This is a genomic window from Bradyrhizobium sp. Ken01 (assembly GCF_055807355.1).
Window position 1 is genome coordinate 1 of sequence record NZ_JBVVPC010000031.1, and the last position, 17203, is coordinate 17203.

18 protein-coding genes and 1 pseudogene are annotated in these 17203 nt (G+C 64.6%); 9 read left to right on the plus strand and 10 right to left on the minus strand.

The genetic code is table 11. The features are described from left to right. A pseudogene (locus AC0L3S_RS26075) lies at positions 1–670 on the plus strand (ATP-binding protein); the annotation flags it as partial. A gap of 12 nt (positions 671–682) precedes the next feature. On the opposite strand, the gene AC0L3S_RS26080 reads toward AC0L3S_RS26075, so the two are convergent. The 3 genes from AC0L3S_RS26080 to AC0L3S_RS26090 all read right to left on the minus strand — a co-directional run bounded on the left by AC0L3S_RS26080 (position 683) and on the right by AC0L3S_RS26090 (position 3164). After that, entirely contained in the window at positions 683–1495 is an 813-nt protein-coding gene (locus AC0L3S_RS26080) for a class I SAM-dependent methyltransferase (RefSeq protein ID WP_473282170.1), read from the minus strand. 117 nt (positions 1496–1612) lie between these two features. Continuing rightward, positions 1613–2149: a VOC family protein gene (locus AC0L3S_RS26085; RefSeq protein ID WP_473282171.1), complete on the minus strand. Its 537-nt coding sequence runs from the start codon at positions 2147–2149 to the stop codon at positions 1613–1615. Positions 2150–2174: 25 nt separating this feature from the next. Continuing rightward, positions 2175–3164, minus strand: coding sequence for a Bug family tripartite tricarboxylate transporter substrate binding protein (locus tag AC0L3S_RS26090; RefSeq protein WP_473282172.1), 990 nt, complete (start codon positions 3162–3164; stop codon positions 2175–2177). A gap of 116 nt (positions 3165–3280) precedes the next feature. Between AC0L3S_RS26090 and AC0L3S_RS26095 the strand changes: the two genes are divergently transcribed. Genes AC0L3S_RS26095 through AC0L3S_RS26105 form a run of 3 tightly spaced genes read left to right on the plus strand, consistent with a single transcriptional unit; the run spans position 3281 to position 5369 of the window. After that, positions 3281–3982 carry a TetR/AcrR family transcriptional regulator gene (locus AC0L3S_RS26095; protein WP_473282173.1) on the plus strand — a complete coding sequence of 234 codons (702 nt, stop codon included), beginning with the start codon at positions 3281–3283 and terminating at the stop codon, positions 3980–3982. Further along, on the plus strand, positions 3960–4511 hold the full coding sequence (locus tag AC0L3S_RS26100; protein ID WP_473282175.1) for a carboxymuconolactone decarboxylase family protein: 552 nt from the start codon (positions 3960–3962) through the stop codon (positions 4509–4511). Before AC0L3S_RS26095 ends, AC0L3S_RS26100 begins: the two co-directional genes overlap by 23 nt. A gap of 9 nt (positions 4512–4520) precedes the next feature. Next, entirely contained in the window at positions 4521–5369 is an 849-nt protein-coding gene (locus AC0L3S_RS26105; RefSeq protein ID WP_473282177.1) for an SDR family NAD(P)-dependent oxidoreductase, read from the plus strand. Between the two features lie 15 nt (positions 5370–5384). Here AC0L3S_RS26105 and AC0L3S_RS26110 read toward each other — a convergent pair whose 3' ends face one another. From AC0L3S_RS26110 to AC0L3S_RS26125, 4 genes are read right to left on the minus strand one after another with little or no spacing between them, the layout of a single operon-like run. Further along, positions 5385–5894, minus strand: coding sequence for a DoxX family protein (locus AC0L3S_RS26110; RefSeq protein WP_473282179.1), 510 nt, complete (start codon positions 5892–5894; stop codon positions 5385–5387). Then, positions 5894–6673 carry an HvfC/BufC N-terminal domain-containing protein gene (locus AC0L3S_RS26115; protein ID WP_473282181.1) on the minus strand — a complete coding sequence of 260 codons (780 nt, stop codon included), beginning with the start codon at positions 6671–6673 and terminating at the stop codon, positions 5894–5896. The genes AC0L3S_RS26110 and AC0L3S_RS26115 overlap by 1 nt, the downstream gene beginning before the upstream one ends. Then, positions 6663–7577, minus strand: coding sequence for an MNIO family bufferin maturase (gene bufB, locus AC0L3S_RS26120; RefSeq protein ID WP_473282183.1), 915 nt, complete (start codon positions 7575–7577; stop codon positions 6663–6665). Before bufB ends, AC0L3S_RS26115 begins: the two co-directional genes overlap by 11 nt. Positions 7578–7623: 46 nt before the next feature. Next, the gene (locus AC0L3S_RS26125) at positions 7624–7929 is read right to left on the minus strand and encodes a BufA1 family periplasmic bufferin-type metallophore (RefSeq protein WP_007600627.1); all 306 of its coding nucleotides are present in this window, start codon (positions 7927–7929) and stop codon (positions 7624–7626) included. 318 nt (positions 7930–8247) lie between these two features. Between AC0L3S_RS26125 and AC0L3S_RS26130 the strand changes: the two genes are divergently transcribed. The 4 genes from AC0L3S_RS26130 to AC0L3S_RS26145 all read left to right on the plus strand — a co-directional run bounded on the left by AC0L3S_RS26130 (position 8248) and on the right by AC0L3S_RS26145 (position 13288). Then, on the plus strand, positions 8248–10338 hold the full coding sequence (locus AC0L3S_RS26130) for an adenylate/guanylate cyclase domain-containing protein (protein ID WP_473282185.1): 2091 nt from the start codon (positions 8248–8250) through the stop codon (positions 10336–10338). A gap of 103 nt (positions 10339–10441) precedes the next feature. After that, the gene (locus tag AC0L3S_RS26135; RefSeq protein WP_473282188.1) at positions 10442–11026 is read left to right on the plus strand and encodes a HutD/Ves family protein; all 585 of its coding nucleotides are present in this window, start codon (positions 10442–10444) and stop codon (positions 11024–11026) included. Between the two features lie 142 nt (positions 11027–11168). Then, positions 11169–12353 (plus strand): adenylate/guanylate cyclase domain-containing protein, encoded by a 1185-nt coding sequence (locus AC0L3S_RS26140; RefSeq protein ID WP_473263326.1) that lies wholly within the window; start codon positions 11169–11171, stop codon positions 12351–12353. Between the two features lie 137 nt (positions 12354–12490). Then, on the plus strand, positions 12491–13288 hold the full coding sequence (locus AC0L3S_RS26145) for an adenylate/guanylate cyclase domain-containing protein (protein ID WP_473263324.1): 798 nt from the start codon (positions 12491–12493) through the stop codon (positions 13286–13288). Between the two features lie 31 nt (positions 13289–13319). On the opposite strand, the gene AC0L3S_RS26150 is transcribed toward AC0L3S_RS26145, so the two are convergent. Continuing rightward, entirely contained in the window at positions 13320–14321 is a 1002-nt protein-coding gene (locus AC0L3S_RS26150; protein ID WP_473263323.1) for an NADP-dependent oxidoreductase, read from the minus strand. Between the two features lie 47 nt (positions 14322–14368). Next, positions 14369–15226 carry an oxidoreductase gene (locus tag AC0L3S_RS26155; protein ID WP_473263322.1) on the minus strand — a complete coding sequence of 286 codons (858 nt, stop codon included), beginning with the start codon at positions 15224–15226 and terminating at the stop codon, positions 14369–14371. 115 nt (positions 15227–15341) lie between these two features. Here AC0L3S_RS26155 and AC0L3S_RS26160 point away from each other — a divergent pair, with 115 nt between their 5' ends. Beyond that, positions 15342–15893: a TetR/AcrR family transcriptional regulator gene (locus AC0L3S_RS26160; protein ID WP_473282191.1), complete on the plus strand. Its 552-nt coding sequence runs from the start codon at positions 15342–15344 to the stop codon at positions 15891–15893. Positions 15894–16299: 406 nt separating this feature from the next. On the opposite strand, the gene AC0L3S_RS26165 is transcribed toward AC0L3S_RS26160, so the two are convergent. Continuing rightward, on the minus strand, positions 16300–17106 hold the full coding sequence (locus tag AC0L3S_RS26165) for a hypothetical protein (protein WP_473282193.1): 807 nt from the start codon (positions 17104–17106) through the stop codon (positions 16300–16302). Between the last annotated feature and the right edge of the window lie 97 nt (positions 17107–17203).

The following is a 17203-nucleotide window of genomic DNA, read 5'->3' on the forward strand; positions in this document are numbered from 1 at the left end:
GCGACGCCATCCGGTGTCATGGGATCGGCCTTTCTCGTCCGTCGGCGCGGGAACGGTCTATCTCTGGCGCGGCAATCTCGACGCCGCCCAGCAGTACATCGATCGCTCCTATTCCCTGGCCGAAGCAAACGCCATGGGTCCGCTGATGGCGATCGGCCGGTGCCGCAAGGCCGAACTGATGATCCGCCGCGGAGACGTGAGGCTGGGGGTCGACGATTTGCGGGCCGGTCTCAAACCCATTCACGCCGCACGCCACGAATTGCTCACCACCGAGTTCAACATGGAACTCGCGCTGGGCTTGCTTGCTCTCGGGGAGGCCGGGGATGGCCTGATCCTCGTCAACGAGGCGATCGACCGGGTCAATGGAAGCGGTGAGCTGTTCCAGATGCCCGAGCTGCTGCGTGTGAAGGGCAAGCTCCTCGGCGCGATGCCGCGATCGAGCGGCGACGAGGGGGAAGGCTGTTTCCGCCAATCCATCGATCTGGCGCGCGCTCAGGGCGCCCGATCCTGGGAGCTGCGGGCGGCAACAGACCTGGCTGCGCTCATGGTCGAAACGGACCGTCGGGCGAGCGCCAGGGCACTGCTTCAAGACGTCTACGGCAGCTTTTCAGAGGGCTTTGCGACGGCAGATGTCAAAGCGGCGGCTGATTTGCTCGCCGATCTGGTGTAGCGGCTCCCGCGACTACCGTCGCGCCTCGATCACGATAGCCTGAATCTTGCCTTCGATCGGCCCGGCCCCATGGCGCATTCGGATCGCCTTGGCAACGATGTCGGTCGCGGCCTGAAGCTTGCTGGCATCGCGTGCCTCGATCTCGCTGCGCAGCGGCGTGCCCTGGCAGAGCGCGATCGCGACGTGCTCGGGCGACGGCGCGCGGCTTATTTCAGCTCGCGTTTCGATCGATATGTCACGGAAGCCTGCGCGTTCGAGGTCGGTTCTGATGACCGCCTTGTCGTGATAGCCGTGCGGCGTCCGGGCCATGAAACGAGGCGGGTCGTCGGGAAACAGCTTTTCGAGCGCGACCGTGGCTTCATGCGTCAGCACATTGTCCTCGATGCGATCCCAGACGTTGAACACGAACGTGCCGTCGTCCTTCAGGACGCGCTTCACTTCCCCGTAAGCCTTGACACGGTCCGGAAAGAACATGGCGCCGAACTGGCAGCAGACCACGTCGAATTCGGCATCGTCGAAGGGCAGGGCCGATCCGTCGGCCTGGCGCCACGAGATGCGATCGTCGTCTGCCTGACGCTGCGCCGCGACAGCGAGCATGGGCTCGTTGAGGTCGGTCGCGACATAACGGACGCCGCGCGGCAGCGCCGCCGCGACAGCGCGCGTCACGGCGCCGGTGCCCGCCGCGATCTCGAGCAGCACGGAGGGCGAGCGGGCCGCGACACGTCTTGCGATGTCCTCGGCGTAAACGGCGAAGATCAGCGGCACCAGATAGTCGTCGTAGAGTTTCGGGATCGAGCCGGCGAAAACCTTGTCAGTGTTGGACATGCTTGCCTCGCTGAAGGTTCGGACACGAAGCTCACGTTACCATGGATTGCCGTCTACCGCGCCAGCAGCACGGTGAGCCCGGCCGATTGCTGCATCGCCTTTGCCGGGCCGCCGGCGTCATCGGCTCCCGCCGACCTCCCGGATCGGCCGCGTGCCGTCCCAGCTCAAAGCAACCTGCCGGACCTTCTCGAAGAACGGCCCCTTGGTGCCGCTGATGTCGGAGATTTCGATCACGGTGCCTGGATGGGCCTGGGTGTCGAAATAGGCAAAGCGGCCCTTGTCGCCGCCGATCTGGCCCTCATGGCCGATCCTGTAGCCGAGCCCGAGCGCCCTGTCATAGAGCGCCTGGTAGTCGTGGCTCCAGTAGGACATGTGCTGGAGGCCTTCGTGGCCGGACTCGAGGAATTCCCTGTACAGCGAGGGCGCGTCGTTGCGCTGCTGGATCAGCTCGATCTGGAGATCGCCGGAATTGGCCAGCGCGATGCTCATCTCGACGGCAGAGTTTTCGCCGCGATGGCGAAACCAGTCGGTCTTGACGCGGTCCATGTAGTACCAGGGACCGACGCCCATCACCTCGATCCAGTGCTTCATCGCGGCGTGGATGTCCCGCACCACATATCCGTTCTGGCGCACCGCGCCGAAGATGCGGCTCATGCCAGCGTCCTCCTCGTCACTTGGCTCACTTCACTTCAATGCCCGCGTCCTTGGCAACCTGCTTCCAGGCCGCGATGTCGCGGGCGTTGATGTCACGCTGCTCGTCGCCGGGCACGAATTGCGGCGTGATGCCGAGCCCCAGCAGCTTCTCCTTCACGGTCGTATCGCCGAGCGCCTCCTTCAGCGCCGCCGACAATTTCTGCGCGATCGGCGGAGCGACACCCGCAGGCGCATACATCGCCCAGGACAGGCTGCGGTCGAACGGCACACCCTGTTCCTTGTAGCTGGCGACATCCGGCAGGCTCGGCGAGCGCTCGCCGCAGGCGGCCAGCGCCTTGATCGAGCCGTCCTTCACCAGCGGCGTCGCGGTCGCCATGTCGAGTGTCGCCAGCGAGATATGGCCGCCGAGCAGATCGCCGGCCAATTTGGCGATGCCATTGAACGGCACGTGGTCCATCTTGATTCCGGTCTGCTGCATCAGGATTTCCGCGCAGAATTGTCCGGTCGAGCCCACGCCCCAGCTTCCGTACTGGATCGGTTCGCCCTTCTTGCTCAGCGCAATCAGGCCCTTGATGTCGTTGGCGGCAAAATCCTTGGTCGCCACCAGCATGATCGAGGACGTGCCGATGCGCCCGATCGTGGTGAAGTCCTTGATCGAATCGTAAGGCAGTTTCGGATAGATCGCCGGCGCCAGCACATGCGTGGTCATGCCGCCGACGGTGATGGTGTAGCCGTCATTCGCCGATGCCGCGACCATCTGCGTGCCGAGCGTGCCGGCAGCCCCGGTGTGGTTCTCGATATAGACGCTCTGTCCGAGCGTCTTGCCCATCCTGTCGCCGAGCAGCCGCCCGATCACGTCGCCGCCGCCACCGGCCGCATAAGGCAGCAGCATCCTGATCTTGTGCGTGGGATAGGCGGCTGGGTCCTCGGCGCGCGCAGGCAGCATTGCCGAGGACGCTACGACCAATGACAATGTTGCAGCGCGCAGCAGACGAAAATGGACGAAGCGCGCCATGACCAAGTCTCCCAGATTGCTCTCCGCTTCTTTTGAGAGCGGAGTTGAAGCGCAAGACCGAACGAGCGATCGCGCCGACTGTTGACTAGCGAGCGATCGTTCGTTAGTCAAGCCGGATGGCTGTCCACACCACCAGCGCGGCCGAAGCGGCTGCGCCCACGACCCGCGCGCGCATCCTCACCGAAGCGCTCCATCTGTTTGCGCAGAGCGGCTATGGCGGCGCCTCGATGCGCGAGCTCGCGCGTCGCGTCGGCATCCGCGAGAGCAGCCTCTACAATCACTTCGCCGGCAAGGCCGCGATACTCGAGGCGATCGTCAGCGAGCACGGTCCGGCCAGCTCGGCGAGCCGGCTGGAAGAGCCGCGCTACAAGCAGCTCGCGCGCCAGCCCGCCGCGTTCTGCCGGCAGTTTGCATTGGACCTCGTCGAGCAATGGTCCGATCCGCGCGAGCACCAGTTCCAGAAAGTCATCACCGCCGAGCGCAATCGCGTGCCCGGCATCCGCGCCAAATTCGCCGATCATTTCTACGCGCGCGAGCAGAGCATGATGACGGATTACTTCCGCGGCTTTGCGCTCGCCGGTCTGGTCTCGACGCCGGACCCGCGCGAGACCGCGCGGCTGTTCGCAGCCGGGCTGATCTACATCCGTCTCGAGCATTACGTGATGGGCGCGGCACCGTCGCCGCGGCCAAAGGTGATCGAGGCGATCGATCGCTATCTCGCCTTCTTCCTGTCGCTGATCGCGGCGGATGGCGGGACGCGGGACAACAAGAAACGAAAAGCCAAGGGAGAGAATCGTGGCAAGGCTGCCCCTGATTGATCCGGAGACGACCAGCGGCGACATCCGCGCCTCGTTCGACCGCATGCCGGTCAAGCTGAATATTTTCCGCATGATGGCCCATGCTGAGGCCAACATGATCCCGGCGATGCGGCTCGGCAATTCGATCCTGCACAAGCAGAAGCTCAGTGCCGTCAACCGCGAGCTGTTGATCCTGCAGGCCGCGCAGCTCGAAGGCGGCGCCTATGAATGGCGCCAGCACGTGCCGATCGCGCTCGGGGTCGGCTGCAGGCAAGCCCAGATCGATGCGGTCGAGCGCACCGATTACGATGCCGCCGGCTTGAGCGGGGCCGAGCGCGCGCTGCTGAAATTCGGCCGGGAAGTGGTCGAGAACGTTCGCGTTCCCGAGGCGGTCTTCGCCGCCATGCGCGAGCATTTCAGCGACCAGGAGATCGTCGAATCCATCGTCGCGCTCGGCTTCTACATGATGATGGCGCGTGTCACCGAGGCGACCGAGACCGATCTCGATCCGGCAGCCGGCATGAAGGTGTATGACGGCGGCAAGAAATAGGCGGCTCGCATGTCCGAAAATCCCGACACCAGGCCGGAGCGCTATGTCCGCCCGCCGAGTGCGGAATCGCTGGGCGAAGCGCCGGGCAGGGGGCGCCTTAAGGGGCGCCGCATCCTGATCGTCGGGGGTGGCCAGCGTGTGTTCGACGCCGTCACCGATCCGATCGGCAACGGCCGCGCCATGAGCATTCTTTGCGCCCGCGAGGGCGCCAAGGTCGCGGTCGCCGATCGCAACCGAACCTCGGCCGAGCATACCGTCAAGCGGATCATCGACGAAGGCGGCGAAGCCTTTGCAATTGCCGCCGACGTCACCTCGGAGGCTGACGTCGCGCGCATGATCGACGAGGCGCATCGCGCCATGGGCGGGCTCGACGGCATGGTGCTCAACATCGGCACCTTCGGCAAGGTCGGGCTCGACGCCGTCAGCCCCGAGGAGTGGAATGCGATCTACGACGTCAACGTTCGCGGCCCCATGCTGTGCTGCCGCGCCGCGATGCCGAAGTTCGACAACGGCGGATCGATCGTCTTCATCTCCTCGATCGCCGCGCTGAAGGCCGGCTCGCAGATGGCGGTGTATGATTCCTCGAAAGCCGCGCTCGGCGGCCTCATGCGCAACATCGCCCATCTCGGATCGCGCCGCGGCATCCGCGCCAACCTGGTCTATCCCGGCCTCGTCGACACGCCCAACGGCCGCGAGGCCGGCGCCGGCCGCCCCTCGCGCGGCAAGGGCCACGTCCCGTTCGGCCGCCAGGCCACCGCCTGGGAAATCGCCTATGCTGTGCTGTTCTTCCTCTCGGACGAGAGCGTTTACGTCACCGCGCAGACGCTCGCGGTCGATAGCGGTCTGAGCGGGATGTGAGAGGGCGGCTCGCGCCTATGGCCGGGGGCCGCGCGCTTGGCAGATCAGGTGGTCCAGCGAGACGCGTCCGGGCCCGTAGGCCATGATGCCGAGCGCCATCGCCGCCCAGGTAATGTGGATCGGCCAGCCGTCAGGCACGGTCAGCTCGACGATGACGGTCATGAGCAGCAGTCCGAGCGCCGCAAACCGCGTGCCGAAGCCGAGCAGGAGGAGGATCGGGAACATGATCTCTCCGCATCCGGAGAGGAACGCCATCACCGTCGGCGCCGGATAGTGATAGGGCCCGCCGGGCAGATGCAGCATGAACTCGTCGCCGAACAACGTCACCGCGGTGTCGTTGAGCCTGAGGAAGCCTGCCCATTTGAGCATGCCGGAACGCCAGAACGGCACCGCCAACGCAAAGCGGAGCACGAGCTGAACGACCGACGGCGAAGCGATCGTCTGCACGAGATGATTGGCCTTGTCGACGAGGAGCCCGAGCGAGGGCAGGCCGCCACCCGCCTGCATGCGTTGGTCCGTGATCATCAGACGTCTCCGAAAGCGATTGAGGTGAAGGCGCCTGCCTCGATCAGGCCGGTGATGTTCGAAGCGAGGTCGAAGTCGGCCGCGGCGTCCAGCGCGCGTGCAGCGGCCTCGCCGAGCGGCCGACCCGACATCAGGCTGCTCGCGAATGCGGCTCCGCCGGGCGGCAGATGCCGGACCACGACTTCGAATTCGGCGCGCGTGACCAACGCATCCTCCGGTGTCGCAGCGTCGATGCGCCCGACCGGCGACGTGTCGCGATTGGCTGCGAATATCGTCACCGCCGCGAATTGCGACCGCACGATTCCCGCTGCCGGGTGCGGTACGAGAACGAGATCGCCCAGCCGCTCCGGCGCAAGCGCTGCAAGCTGCGCCGGCGACAGCGGTGCCGCGTCCGCGGCGTGATAGGCATCCAGCCATGCCCGCTCGATGCGGGCGACATCTGCGAGCCATGGCATCATCTGCGCATGTTCATATTGCGCGATGAAGGCCGGGAAGTCGCGGCCATAGTCGAACAGCAGCGGTGAGATCGGGGGCGTCTGGCGAACATGGAAGCGCGCCATGGCGCGGAAGAAGTCGGTGCCGGTGATGCGCTGCACCGCCGGATAGATCGCAGCGAGCGCGTCGATCAGGCTGACCGTGACGTTGTTGCGGTAGATATCGTAGCGCTTGCCGGGTGCCTTGCCGTTCGGACCAGCCACGATCTCAGGCGCGGGGCGCGCCGGGTCGAGCAGCGCCGGTGCAAAGGCTGCGGCAAAGCAAAGGTCAGGCTCAGGCGGCATGACGATCTCCCGTCAATCCGACCGTGCGGCAACGATCGAGGATAGCCTGCGCGGCGGCGGCTTCCGCCTGCAGGACCGGCCAATCCGGGATGTTGCTGTCCCACTCGATGAGCGTCGGCACGCCACCGCGGCGCTGGACGACGATCTCGTACAGCTTCCACACGGCGTCCGCGACCGGGCCGTCATGGCTGTCGATCAGCAGCAGATCGCCTTCGTCGTCGGTCTGCTCGGCATGGCCGGCGAGATGGATCTCCCCGACGCGCGCCAGCGGAAAGCCCGCGAGGTAGTCGAGCGCGGAGAATCCGTGATTGGTCGCGGATACGAACACATTGTTGATATCGAGCAGCAGCCCGCAACCGGTCCGTTCGGCAACGGCGCGGATGAAATCCGTCTCACTCATCGACGATTCGCGGAAGGCGACATAGGTCGACGGGTTTTCCAGCAGCAGCGGGCGGCGGATCGCGTCCTGCACCTGATCGATGTGATCGCAGACGTTTCGGAGCGTGGCTGCGGTGTAAGGTAGCGGCAACAGATCGTTGAAGAAGCTGGTCTCATGCGTCGACCAGGCGAGATGCTCGGATACCAGCGCGGGCTGGTAACGCGCCACCAGTTCGCGAAAACGGGCCAGATGCGCCTTGTCGAGCGGCTGCGGTCCGCCGATCGACATGCACACGCCGTGCAGCGACAGCGGATGGTCGCGGCGGATGGCTTCCAACGCGCGATGCGGCGGTCCGCCTGCGCCCATATAGTTCTCGGCGTGGACCTCGAAGAAGCCGCGCTGTGGTTTCGCGCCCAGGATCGCCTGAAGATGTTCAGGCTTGAAGCTCGTCCCGGCGACGTCGCCGATGGGGGCGGAATAGCGGAGGGGCACCGCAGACATGTCAGGCGCGATTGCCGTCGTCATGGTTTCTCTCCGCTCTTCCGTGTTGTGGTGGTCGCGAGCCAGCGCGTCAGACCGGCTTGAGCGAGCCCTTCTTGCCGCCCGGCAGCTCGATGCTGGTGCAGGTGCCGCCCTGGACGAATTTCCAGGCATTGCCCTGGAAGTCGGCGGTCGAGGTGCCCTGGCAGGTCGTGCCCGGTCCGGCGGCGCAATCGTTCTGGCCCTTTAGCGCGACGCCGAAGCATTTTTCCTTTTTGGCCGCGACGGCCGCGTCGCCCTCGGCCTTGGTCAGCGGAGCGGCAGTGGCCAGAGTCGCCAGTGCGGTCGACATGGCGCCGGCGAGAACGAGCGTGGTCACGGCAAGTTTGGCAGACATTGAAGTTTCTCCTGTTCGAGATGGCATCGCCTGGCAGGCGAACAGCGCCTTGTTCGGTTCGCCTCGCACCCGGCTCGCGTTACCAATCAAGTAGGTCACGAGTTTGTGAGGCGGTTAGATGGGCGCACGGGCTGTGCGCTTGGATCGGATTAGCGGTGACTGGCCGGTCAATCCAATGCCTAGTCTCTATCGAGACCTTAGCCGGAGAGCATTGGCGGCGGGGCGCGGTGGCTGCCACAGGTAACGAATGCATACGCGCTGCGTAGAGCGGTAACAGGAGGTGGCCAGTCGCCGCTTTGCCGGAGAACGGAAACAGCGATGAATGTTGATCCCGGACGGCACCTGCGCGCGATCGCGAAGCTGACGGTCAGCATTCGGCTCGCCGTCTCGGCGCTGGTCCTGACCGCGATCCTTTTGACCGCCGCCCTCTCCAGCCTGTTGTGGTGGCGCACGGCGGAGGCGGCGAGCCGGCAGCTCGCATCGACCATCAACGAACAGATCGTGGCCGCTGTCCGCAAGGAGGTCGCCGCGATCGTGGACGAGGCGCGTGCCGCCCACACCGCGATCCGCACCCTGTTCCTGCAGAACGTGCTCGACACCCGCGACGCCGACAAGCGCGAATTCGTGTTCTTGTCGCAACTACAATCGCAGGCGACGATCTCCTGGGTCGCCTTTGGCTGGCCCGACGGCTCCTTCTTCGCCGCGCACAAGCTCGGCGACCGCCGCCTCGAAATGATGGAGATCTCGCTGACTGATCATGCCGGCCAGCGCCGCATCGACGAATACGAGGTGGTGCCCGGCGACATCGAATTCGCCAATCGCCGTTTCGAGCCGACCGATTTTCGGGTCGCCGATCGCGCCTGGTTCAAGACCGGGCTGGCGGCCGGGGAGCCGGAGTGGTTCAAGGTCATGGACCATCCGACCGGCGAGCGGCCGTCGATTGCCTTTGCCGGTCCGATCGACGTCTACCAGGAGCGGCAGGGCGTCCTCGCCATCGTCATCGAGTACACAAGGCTCGCGCGCTTCCTGTCGCAGCTCGAGGTCGGCCGCACCGGAACGGCTTTCATTATTGACGGCAGCGGCGAGCTGATCGCGGCACCTGACAAGGATGCCGACGAGCTGCACGCCGCGAAGAGCGATACGACGCTGCTACCGCTGGCGCGGATGGCACTCGTGAAGGCGGGCGAAGATGGCCACAAGGAAGCCTGGCGAAGCCGGCTGACATCGGTTGGCGCGGCTTACGAGGTGGCGCTGACGCCGCTGCCGTTTCCTGGCTGGTCGTTGGCGACCGTGATCCCCGAGGCCGAGTTCCTCGGTCCGGTCGAGACGACATTGCGCCGCCTGATCCTCGGCCTTGCCATCGGCGCCGTGCTCGCAGCGCTGGCCTCGGCGATGCTGGCGCGCTCCGTCATCGCCGCACCGCTGTCGCGCGTCGTCGGCGAGCTGCGTCACGTCGAAGCCTTCGCGCTGGAGCAGGTCCGCCGCCATCCGTCGCGGCTGAAGGAGATCGCGAGCCTGTCCGGCGCGATCGCCGAGATGGCGGCCGGCCTGTCGGCATTTCGCAAATTCATCCCGGCCGATCTGGTCCGCTCGCTGTTGCGCCAGGGCGTCGAGGCTAGGCCAGGTGGCAGCATGCAGGAGCTCAGCGTGATGTTCGTCGACATCGCCGGCTTCACCGGGCTGTCCGAGCGGCTGGGCGACCGTGTCGTGCCGCTGTTGTCGCGCTATCTCGACCTCGCCTCCGAGGCCGTCGTCGCCCATGGCGGCACCATCGACAAGTTCATCGGCGACGCCGTCATGGCGTTCTGGGGCGCGCCGCAGCCGCAGGCCGACCACGCGCTGCGCTGCTGCCGCGCGGCGCTCGGCTGTTGCAGGGCCATCGCGGCGTCGGGCCTTGCCGACGATCTCGGCCAGCCGCTCCAGATCCGGATCGGGATCAACTCCGGCCGCATGCTGGTCGGCAATATCGGCTCCGAGCTGCGCCTGAATTATACCGTAATCGGCGATGCCGTGAACGTCGCGAGCCGCCTCGAGGGCGCCAACAAATCCTACGGCACGCAAATCCTCATTGGCGAAGCGACCGAACGTCTCGCACGCGGCGCCATCGTCACGCGCGAGATCGACAGCATCGCCGTGTATGGACGCGAGGAGGGTTTTGCGGTTTACGAATTGGTCGGACTCGCCGGCGAGGACGGCGGCCAGACGCTTGATTGGATCGTCCGCTACGAACAGGGCCTCGCCAACTATCGCGCGCGCCGGTTTGCGGCCGCACTCGCCGATTTCGAAGCCGTGCTGAATATGCGCGGCCCGGATCGCCCGGCTGAACTGATGCGCGACCGCTGCCGGCAGTTGCTTGAGAGCACGCCTGATGTCGCGTGGCGTCCGGTCGCGGCACTGACGACGAAGTAGTCGCCAAAGATTGGCGTGCTGCCGGAAGCGAGCTGGCTACGATCATGTCTGCATGATACGCAACTGACACTCGCCCTCTTGCGCTCCCGGACCACCTCGAGACATGAAAACCACACTGCTGAAATCCGAAGACTACACCCGCTCGCCCTGGAAGAACGGCGGCGGCATCTTCACCGATATCGCGGACGCCCATCGCGCTGGTTCCCCAGTGAAGGATTGGGACAGCCTGCTGTGGCGCTTCGCGGCCACGCCGATCGTGGCGCCCGGGCCGTTCTCCCATATGCTCGGCATCGACCGCTTGCAGATGGTGGTCGGCGGACGCGGGCTGGTGCTGAAATCGCCCACCCAGGAATTCGACGAGCGCGAGCCGTTCACGACGGTGCGTTTCACCGGCGAGCTCGATATCGTCACCGAGCTCGAAGAAGGGCCGGTCGAAGTCGTGAATTTGATGGGTCGGCGCGGTGCGGTCGCGCTTGAGCTCGAAGCGCTCAGGGAGCCCGGTGAGCGGCGATTGTCCGCCGGCACGCATCTAATTTATGCGGCGCGCGGCGACTGCAGCATCCGTCTCGACGGCACGGATTTTACGGTTTCGCACGAAAACACGTTGAAGGTCGAACTGACGGGGGCGTCGATGCTTGCGCTCGTCTCGGGGCTGGCCGTGCTGGGCTCCATCCAGATCGTCGGCTGAACGGCGTTCCCGCCCATCAGGCGATGCGTACAATCCGTGCAACTGGCTAGGTTGACGCCGTCGCGCCGGAGCACAATATCTGCCCTGATGCAGACCGCCGCCCAAAGCACGATGTGGGTGGCCACGATATGAACGGGCAGATATGACCACGCCAGAGAAGAAATCCGCCACGCTGTCCGACGGCGTCGTCGATTGGCTGATCAACGGAACGCGCGACGAGCGCTTCATCGACAATATCTTTGCCGAGATGTGCATCCGGCTTCAGCAGGCCGGCATTCCGCTGGCGCGGTCGACGCTTCACGTGCTGATCCACCATCCGCAATGGCTGGGGGCCCGCTTCATGTGGTCCGACGGCATGCGCGAGGCGGAGATTGCACGGGTCGACCATGACGTCCGCGAGCGGTCCGAGTTCATCGGCAGTCCCGCCAACGAAATGTTCGACGGCGCGACCGAGTTGCGCGAAAATCTCGAGCAGGACCCCGCGCTCGGCCGCAAGCACGCTCTCTACCGCGAGATGCGCGCGCAGGGCCTCACCGACTATGCGGCCTGGCCGCTCTATCACACGCTCGGCAAGCGCCATCTCGTCACCTTCGCGACCAACCGGCCCGGCGGCTTCGACGACGCGCACGTCGCCGCCCTCAAGAACATATTGCCGGTGCTGGCGCTGGTCAGCGAGATTCGCATTAAGAACCGGCTGGCGCGGACGCTGCTCGAGACCTATGTCGGCTCCCACGCCGGCGAGCTCATCCTCGCCGGCGCCACGCGGCGCGGCACCGGCACGACGGTGCGCGCCGCGATCATGATCTGCGATCTGCGCGACTTCACCAAGATTTCCGACAATTGGCCGCGCGACGACGTCATCGATCTGCTCAACGACTATTTCGACGCGATGTCGGAGCCGATCGCGCGACATGGCGGTGAGATCCTGAAATTCATCGGTGACGGCCTGCTCGCCATCTTTCCACTGAGCGAGCCCAAGGCCTGCGCAAACCTGCTGCATGCCGTGACCGAAGCCCGTCAGGCCATGATTGCGTTGAATGCGCGCAACGACGGCACCGGCCGCGCGCCGCTGAACTACGGCATCGGCGTCCATGTCGGCGACGTCATGTACGGCAATATCGGATCGTCCACCCGGCTCGATTTCACCGTGATCGGTCCCGCCGTCAACATGGCCTCGCGACTCGAAGCCTTGACCAAGCAATTGGGAAAGAAGGTGCTGCTGTCACGCGACTTCGCCGAACTGGTCGAGCGAGAGTTCGAGCTGGAGCATGTCGGCAAATATGAGGTGCGCGGCTTCAGCGATCCGATCGAGCTTTTTGCGTTTTGAAGATGACGGACGCCCCCGGGGCTACGCAGCGGGCGAGCTCCGAGTCCTGTTGCCAACGCAGGATTGTGTGACTACGCTCTGGGGCGACGCCGCCCGAGCGTTTCATCCAAGCGTGTCATTCGATCGGCCGCACGTTCATGCCAAAATTCCTCCGAATCGGAATCCATCAGTCGAACGTATCGGGTTACACGTCGAAGGCGTGGTGCGTCCGGCGCGTGGGCACGGCGATCCTCCTGAAATGGGGCGCCGTGGAGGTCCAGGGCGCCGGTGACGGACGAAAGGTCTACTGGACCCGTCTGCCGCAGGAGAAGACCATTCGCTGCGGCAGCGCGCAGCGTGCCCAGGATTACGCCAAGGCCGCGATCGCGCGGCGCCGCAACCATCGCTATGAACCGCTGACCGGCGCCATCGTGCTCCGGCGCCGACCGGCCGCGGGCAACACCGAGCTCAAGCGAGCCCTCGCCACGATCCTGATCGTCGATATCGTCGGCTCCACCGCAAAAGCCGCAAAGCTCGGCGATGTCCGCTGGACCAAAATCATGGGCCATTATTACGCGGCGGTCCGCAAGGAGCTGAAGAGCTCGCGCGGCAAGGAAGTCACGACGACCGGCGACGGCGTGCTGGCGACGTTCAAGACGCCGGCTGCGGGAATCAATTGCGCGGCCGCGATCCAGAAGGCCGTGCGTACGCTCGGCCTCGAGGTCAGGGTCGGCCTGCATGCCGGCGAATACACCGTGAGCGGCACCGAGGCGGTCGGCCTCGCCTTCCATATCGGCACCCGCGTCGCCGCAAAGGCGCGCGCCGGTGAAGTCTTGGTCTCCAGCGCGGTCAAGGAGCTGCTGGCGCCGCAGTCCGAGATCCGCTTCAGGGATCACGGCGTGCATCAGCTCAAGGGCGTCCCGGAGCGCTGGCGGCTGTGGCGGGTGGAGGGCTGAGGCGATTGCGCGTGAGCGCGCGTCAACGCCATCATCTCATCTGGACGACGACCTTGCCCTTGGCCCGCCCCTTTTCGAGATAGGCCAGCGCCTGTTTCGCCTGTTCGAACGGAAATACCTTGTCGATCACCGGTCGGATGCGCTCGGCCTTGAGAAGCTCGCCGATCTCAGCGAGCTGGCTGCCGTCGGGATGCACGAACACGAACGAATATGAGGCGCCGATCTTGCCGGCGTGGCGAATGATCTTGCGGCTCAGCCATCCGAACAGGAACACCATGACGAAGTTCATGCCCCGGCCCCGCGCGAACGCGGCGTCCGGCGGCCCGACCAGCGAAGCAATCCTGCTCCCCCGCTTCAGGATTTGAAGCGATGTCTCGAGCGCATCGCCCCTGAGCGTGCCCAGCACCGCGTCGTAGTCCCGCAGCACCGCTGCGAATTGCTGCGTCTTGTAATCGATCACCTCATCGGCGCCGAGGCTGCGCACCAGATCAATATTGCCGGTGCTGGTCGTCGTCCCCACTTTTGCTCCGAGATATTTCGCGAGCTGGATCGCGAACGTGCCGATCCCGCCGGCGCCCGCGGGGATGAACACCTTCTGGCCGGGCTTGAGGCCTATGCGCTCTCTGAGCGCTTGCCACGATGTCAGACCGACCATCGGAATCGAGGCCGCCTGTACGAAGTCCAGGTTTGGCGGCTTGAGCGCGGCGGCATCCTCCGGCACGATCGCGAATTCGGCGAGAGCGCCGGTGCCGAGATCGAAGATGCTGGCAAAGACGGCGTCGCCCGGCTTGAAGCGGGTCACGCGGCTTCCGACCTCGACGACGACGCCCGCGAGGTCGCTGCCGAGCGTGGCCGGCAGCTGAAACTTGAGGATCGGCTTGAACGTCCCTTTCGGAATCATGTTGTCGATCGGGTTCAAGCCCGCGGCGTGAACCTGGACCAGGATTTCGTTCGGCTTGGGCGTCGGCCGGGGGATGTCGGCCAACGCGATCTGGTCCGGCTTGCCGTAGCGCTTGAAGACGAGTGCTTTCATTTTTCCTCTCGATCCGAAGGTTCTTCGCAACGGCAAGCTTGCTGCCGTCAGAAAGCCCGCGCGGTGCGGGCGGGCTGCGGCGTCGGCGGCGTATCAAGCCGCAAATCCTTTCGAAGCCCGGCATCCACCAGGGCTGCAGGCGCAAACCGCCGTAGAAATCGCAGGCGCTTCGCAAGGCTGCCGGCCGCGTATTTGAGCTGCGGGCGCGCCGCGCTCGCGGCCTTCAGCACGGTCTCGGCCACCACGCCGGGCTGTTCGGCCGTCGCCATCACCTCGTTCACCCGCTTGGTCACGCCGGCGCGCGCCTCGCGATATTCATCGAGCGTGGCGTCGGGCTCCATGAAGTTCGCGTCGAACGGCGTCTTGGTGTAGGCGGGCTCGACCACGGAGACGCGGATGCCCCGCGTGCGCAGTTCATGGTCGAGCGATTCCGAATAGCCTGCCACCGCATGCTTGGTCGCGGCATAGAGCGCGCCATAGGGCATCGGCAGAAAACCAAGCACCGAGCCGATGTTGATTATGCGGCCATTGCCCTGGCGGCGCATGTGCGGCACGACGGCGCGCGTCATCCGGATCAGGCCGAAGAAGTTCGTCTCGAAAATCGCGCGCGCCTGCTCCATCGAGCTCTCTTCCGCGCCGGCAGGCGCAACGCCGAAGCCGGCGTTGTTCACCAGCAGTTCGATGCGGCCCTCGCGCCGGATCAACTCGCCGACGGCGGCTTCCACCGATGCATCGCTGGTGACGTCGAGAGCCAGCATCTCGAAGGCTTGCTTGCCCGCCTGCGCGCCCCGCCTGCTGGTGCCGAACACCTTATAGCCGGCATTGGCGAGCCGTTCCGCCGTGGCCTGGCCGATGCCTGAGGAGGCGCCGGTCACCAGCGCGATCTTCGGTGTAATCCTGTTCATAATGCCTCTCCGACGCCACTACAGGGCCTGAAATCGTTTGATTACGATCGTAACTATTGATATACATGACGACCGTAATTATAAAAGTCAAGCCCCGTGCCCGAGGATCAGTCCCATGCGCGTCTCAAAGGAACAGGCCGCCAAAAACCGCGAGCATATTCTCGAGACCGCCTCGCGGCTGCTGCGGGAGCGCGGCATCGCGGGCGTCGGTGTCGACGCGCTCGCGGACGCAGCCGGGATGACCCACGGCAGCCTGTACAGCCAGTTCGGCTCCAAGGAGCGGCTGGTCGAGGAAGCGGTGGCCCATGCGATCAAGGCCAAAGGCCAGGAATTGCCCGAGGCCTTCGCGCTCGAGGATTATCTTTCGGAATATCTCTCGCCGGGGCATCGCGACGATCCCGCCGCCGGCTGCCCCTTCGCTGCGCTCGCTTGTGAGGTGTCACGTCAAGGCAGCGGCCTGAGGCAGCGCTTCACCGCCGGCGTGCGCGGCACGATCGCCCTGCTGAGCAGCCGGATGGCCACCACGCTGAAGCCGCGTCAGCGCGAGGACAAGGCGCTCGCAGCGGCCGCCTCAATGGTCGGCGCCCTCGTGCTCGCCCGCGCCGTGGACGATCCCAAGCTGTCGGATGATATTCTTCGCGCGACGAGGAAGTCGCTGGAGGGGTGAGGGGGCGCGTCGGGGGGACGCTGGCCTGTTTCCGACCTCAGTGGCCTAGCGTGATTTTGCGGGCGGCCTGATTTGGATCTGAGGGCTTAAAAAGCAAAAAGCACCTCGGTCGCGACCCTGGGTGCTTTCTGTGCTTATCATGGCACTTGGCGAGGGTGATAAAGTCCCGCCAAATCACTGTGCGGACGTCAGCATAGTTGGGCTGGTTGAACATTCCCAGTCCACGCCCTCTGGGGACAGTGGTGGGTTTGGGGCTGGCTGGCCTAGTCCAACTTGAGCTTACCTTGGCTCCCTAGATGCAAATCGTAGGTTTAACGTTCCCGACTACTTTTGCCGGTTTTTCCACGCGGTAAGCATCGCTCCCAGCTTTAGGCAGAAGTAAGGCCGCCTCAGCGGGCGGCCTCTTTCATTCTTCGTCTGGATTGCGGCCGTATCGTTCCGGGGCCGCCTTATCGGCTTGGCGTTTTGCCTTCCGCAAGAACAGGTCTAAGTAATCCTTCAAGTCCTCGTAGCTCTCTGCAGACAGAGAGGCAGGGAAGGTCAGCGTCACCGGACCCTCGTCGAGATTGAAAACCTCCTGCAACATCCCTGTTTTTTGTTTGGACGCTTGATAGGCAGCGTACCCGGCCACATTTCCGTCTGTCGGTAAGCTGGAGGCTGCCGCCTGTGGTTGATCCATTACCGGCTCCTCTTTTTCTGCTTCAACGGGAGCAGCCTTATCACCAGCCTTGAGTTCGGCAAAGGCCAGATTTTCCTTATAAATTGCTAGCAAGCTACGCGCGCCCTGATCGTTCAAGCCACGCTCTGCCTTTAGGTGACTGCGCGCTACCGTATCAGCGGGCGGCGACGCATGCCAGGTTAGCCACAGTGACTGAATCAGCTTCGGGCCAAGCGCAAAATCGCGAGCTAGCTTTTTCTTTTCCTCGTCGCGCTCGTCTCGAAAATAACGCAGTGCCGCATCGGAAAGGGCAACCTTCCGGCTGTCACCGGAGCTGGAATCCTTCAGGAGAAGGTACATTTTTAGCGCTGCAATCGTTTGGAACCCGCCGCTGCTTTTCTCGGAGTATCCCCACACCCCAAAAGCGGCAGCGATTGGCATCTCGCGCCCCTTTTGATCGGCGTTGAACAATTCCTGAGCGCGACCGATTGCCTTCTCCAAATTGATAAATGGAAAACGGGTCGTGGCGGGGTTGGGTCTAATTTCCAGTTCCATCCTTCTCCTCCTACCTTTGGAAGGTTATGGCAGCGCCGCCTGAAATAGTCAAACTGAATTTCAAAATTACTTCTTTCACCCTTGCCTGAAATGTGGT

What these genes read in the sequence shown, in the direction of transcription:
- AC0L3S_RS26125 (WP_007600627.1), bottom strand. Translation starts at nt 7,929, where the DNA reads ATGTCTGCCAAACTTGCCGTGACCACGCTCGTTCTCGCCGGCGCCATG.
- AC0L3S_RS26105 (WP_473282177.1), top strand. Translation starts at nt 4,521, where the DNA reads ATGTCCGAAAATCCCGACACCAGGCCGGAGCGCTATGTCCGCCCGCCG.
- AC0L3S_RS26135 (WP_473282188.1), top strand. Translation starts at nt 10,442, where the DNA reads ATGAAAACCACACTGCTGAAATCCGAAGACTACACCCGCTCGCCCTGG.
- AC0L3S_RS26165 (WP_473282193.1), bottom strand. Translation starts at nt 17,106, where the DNA reads ATGGAACTGGAAATTAGACCCAACCCCGCCACGACCCGTTTTCCATTT.
- AC0L3S_RS26080 (WP_473282170.1), bottom strand. Translation starts at nt 1,495, where the DNA reads ATGTCCAACACTGACAAGGTTTTCGCCGGCTCGATCCCGAAACTCTAC.
- AC0L3S_RS26110 (WP_473282179.1), bottom strand. Translation starts at nt 5,894, where the DNA reads ATGATCACGGACCAACGCATGCAGGCGGGTGGCGGCCTGCCCTCGCTC.
- AC0L3S_RS26155 (WP_473263322.1), bottom strand. Translation starts at nt 15,226, where the DNA reads ATGAACAGGATTACACCGAAGATCGCGCTGGTGACCGGCGCCTCCTCA.
- AC0L3S_RS26160 (WP_473282191.1), top strand. Translation starts at nt 15,342, where the DNA reads ATGCGCGTCTCAAAGGAACAGGCCGCCAAAAACCGCGAGCATATTCTC.
- AC0L3S_RS26150 (WP_473263323.1), bottom strand. Translation starts at nt 14,321, where the DNA reads ATGAAAGCACTCGTCTTCAAGCGCTACGGCAAGCCGGACCAGATCGCG.
- AC0L3S_RS26095 (WP_473282173.1), top strand. Translation starts at nt 3,281, where the DNA reads ATGGCTGTCCACACCACCAGCGCGGCCGAAGCGGCTGCGCCCACGACC.
- bufB (WP_473282183.1), bottom strand. Translation starts at nt 7,577, where the DNA reads ATGACGACGGCAATCGCGCCTGACATGTCTGCGGTGCCCCTCCGCTAT.
- AC0L3S_RS26115 (WP_473282181.1), bottom strand. Translation starts at nt 6,673, where the DNA reads ATGCCGCCTGAGCCTGACCTTTGCTTTGCCGCAGCCTTTGCACCGGCG.
- AC0L3S_RS26140 (WP_473263326.1), top strand. Translation starts at nt 11,169, where the DNA reads ATGACCACGCCAGAGAAGAAATCCGCCACGCTGTCCGACGGCGTCGTC.
- AC0L3S_RS26130 (WP_473282185.1), top strand. Translation starts at nt 8,248, where the DNA reads ATGAATGTTGATCCCGGACGGCACCTGCGCGCGATCGCGAAGCTGACG.
- AC0L3S_RS26090 (WP_473282172.1), bottom strand. Translation starts at nt 3,164, where the DNA reads ATGGCGCGCTTCGTCCATTTTCGTCTGCTGCGCGCTGCAACATTGTCA.
- AC0L3S_RS26145 (WP_473263324.1), top strand. Translation starts at nt 12,491, where the DNA reads ATGCCAAAATTCCTCCGAATCGGAATCCATCAGTCGAACGTATCGGGT.
- AC0L3S_RS26085 (WP_473282171.1), bottom strand. Translation starts at nt 2,149, where the DNA reads ATGAGCCGCATCTTCGGCGCGGTGCGCCAGAACGGATATGTGGTGCGG.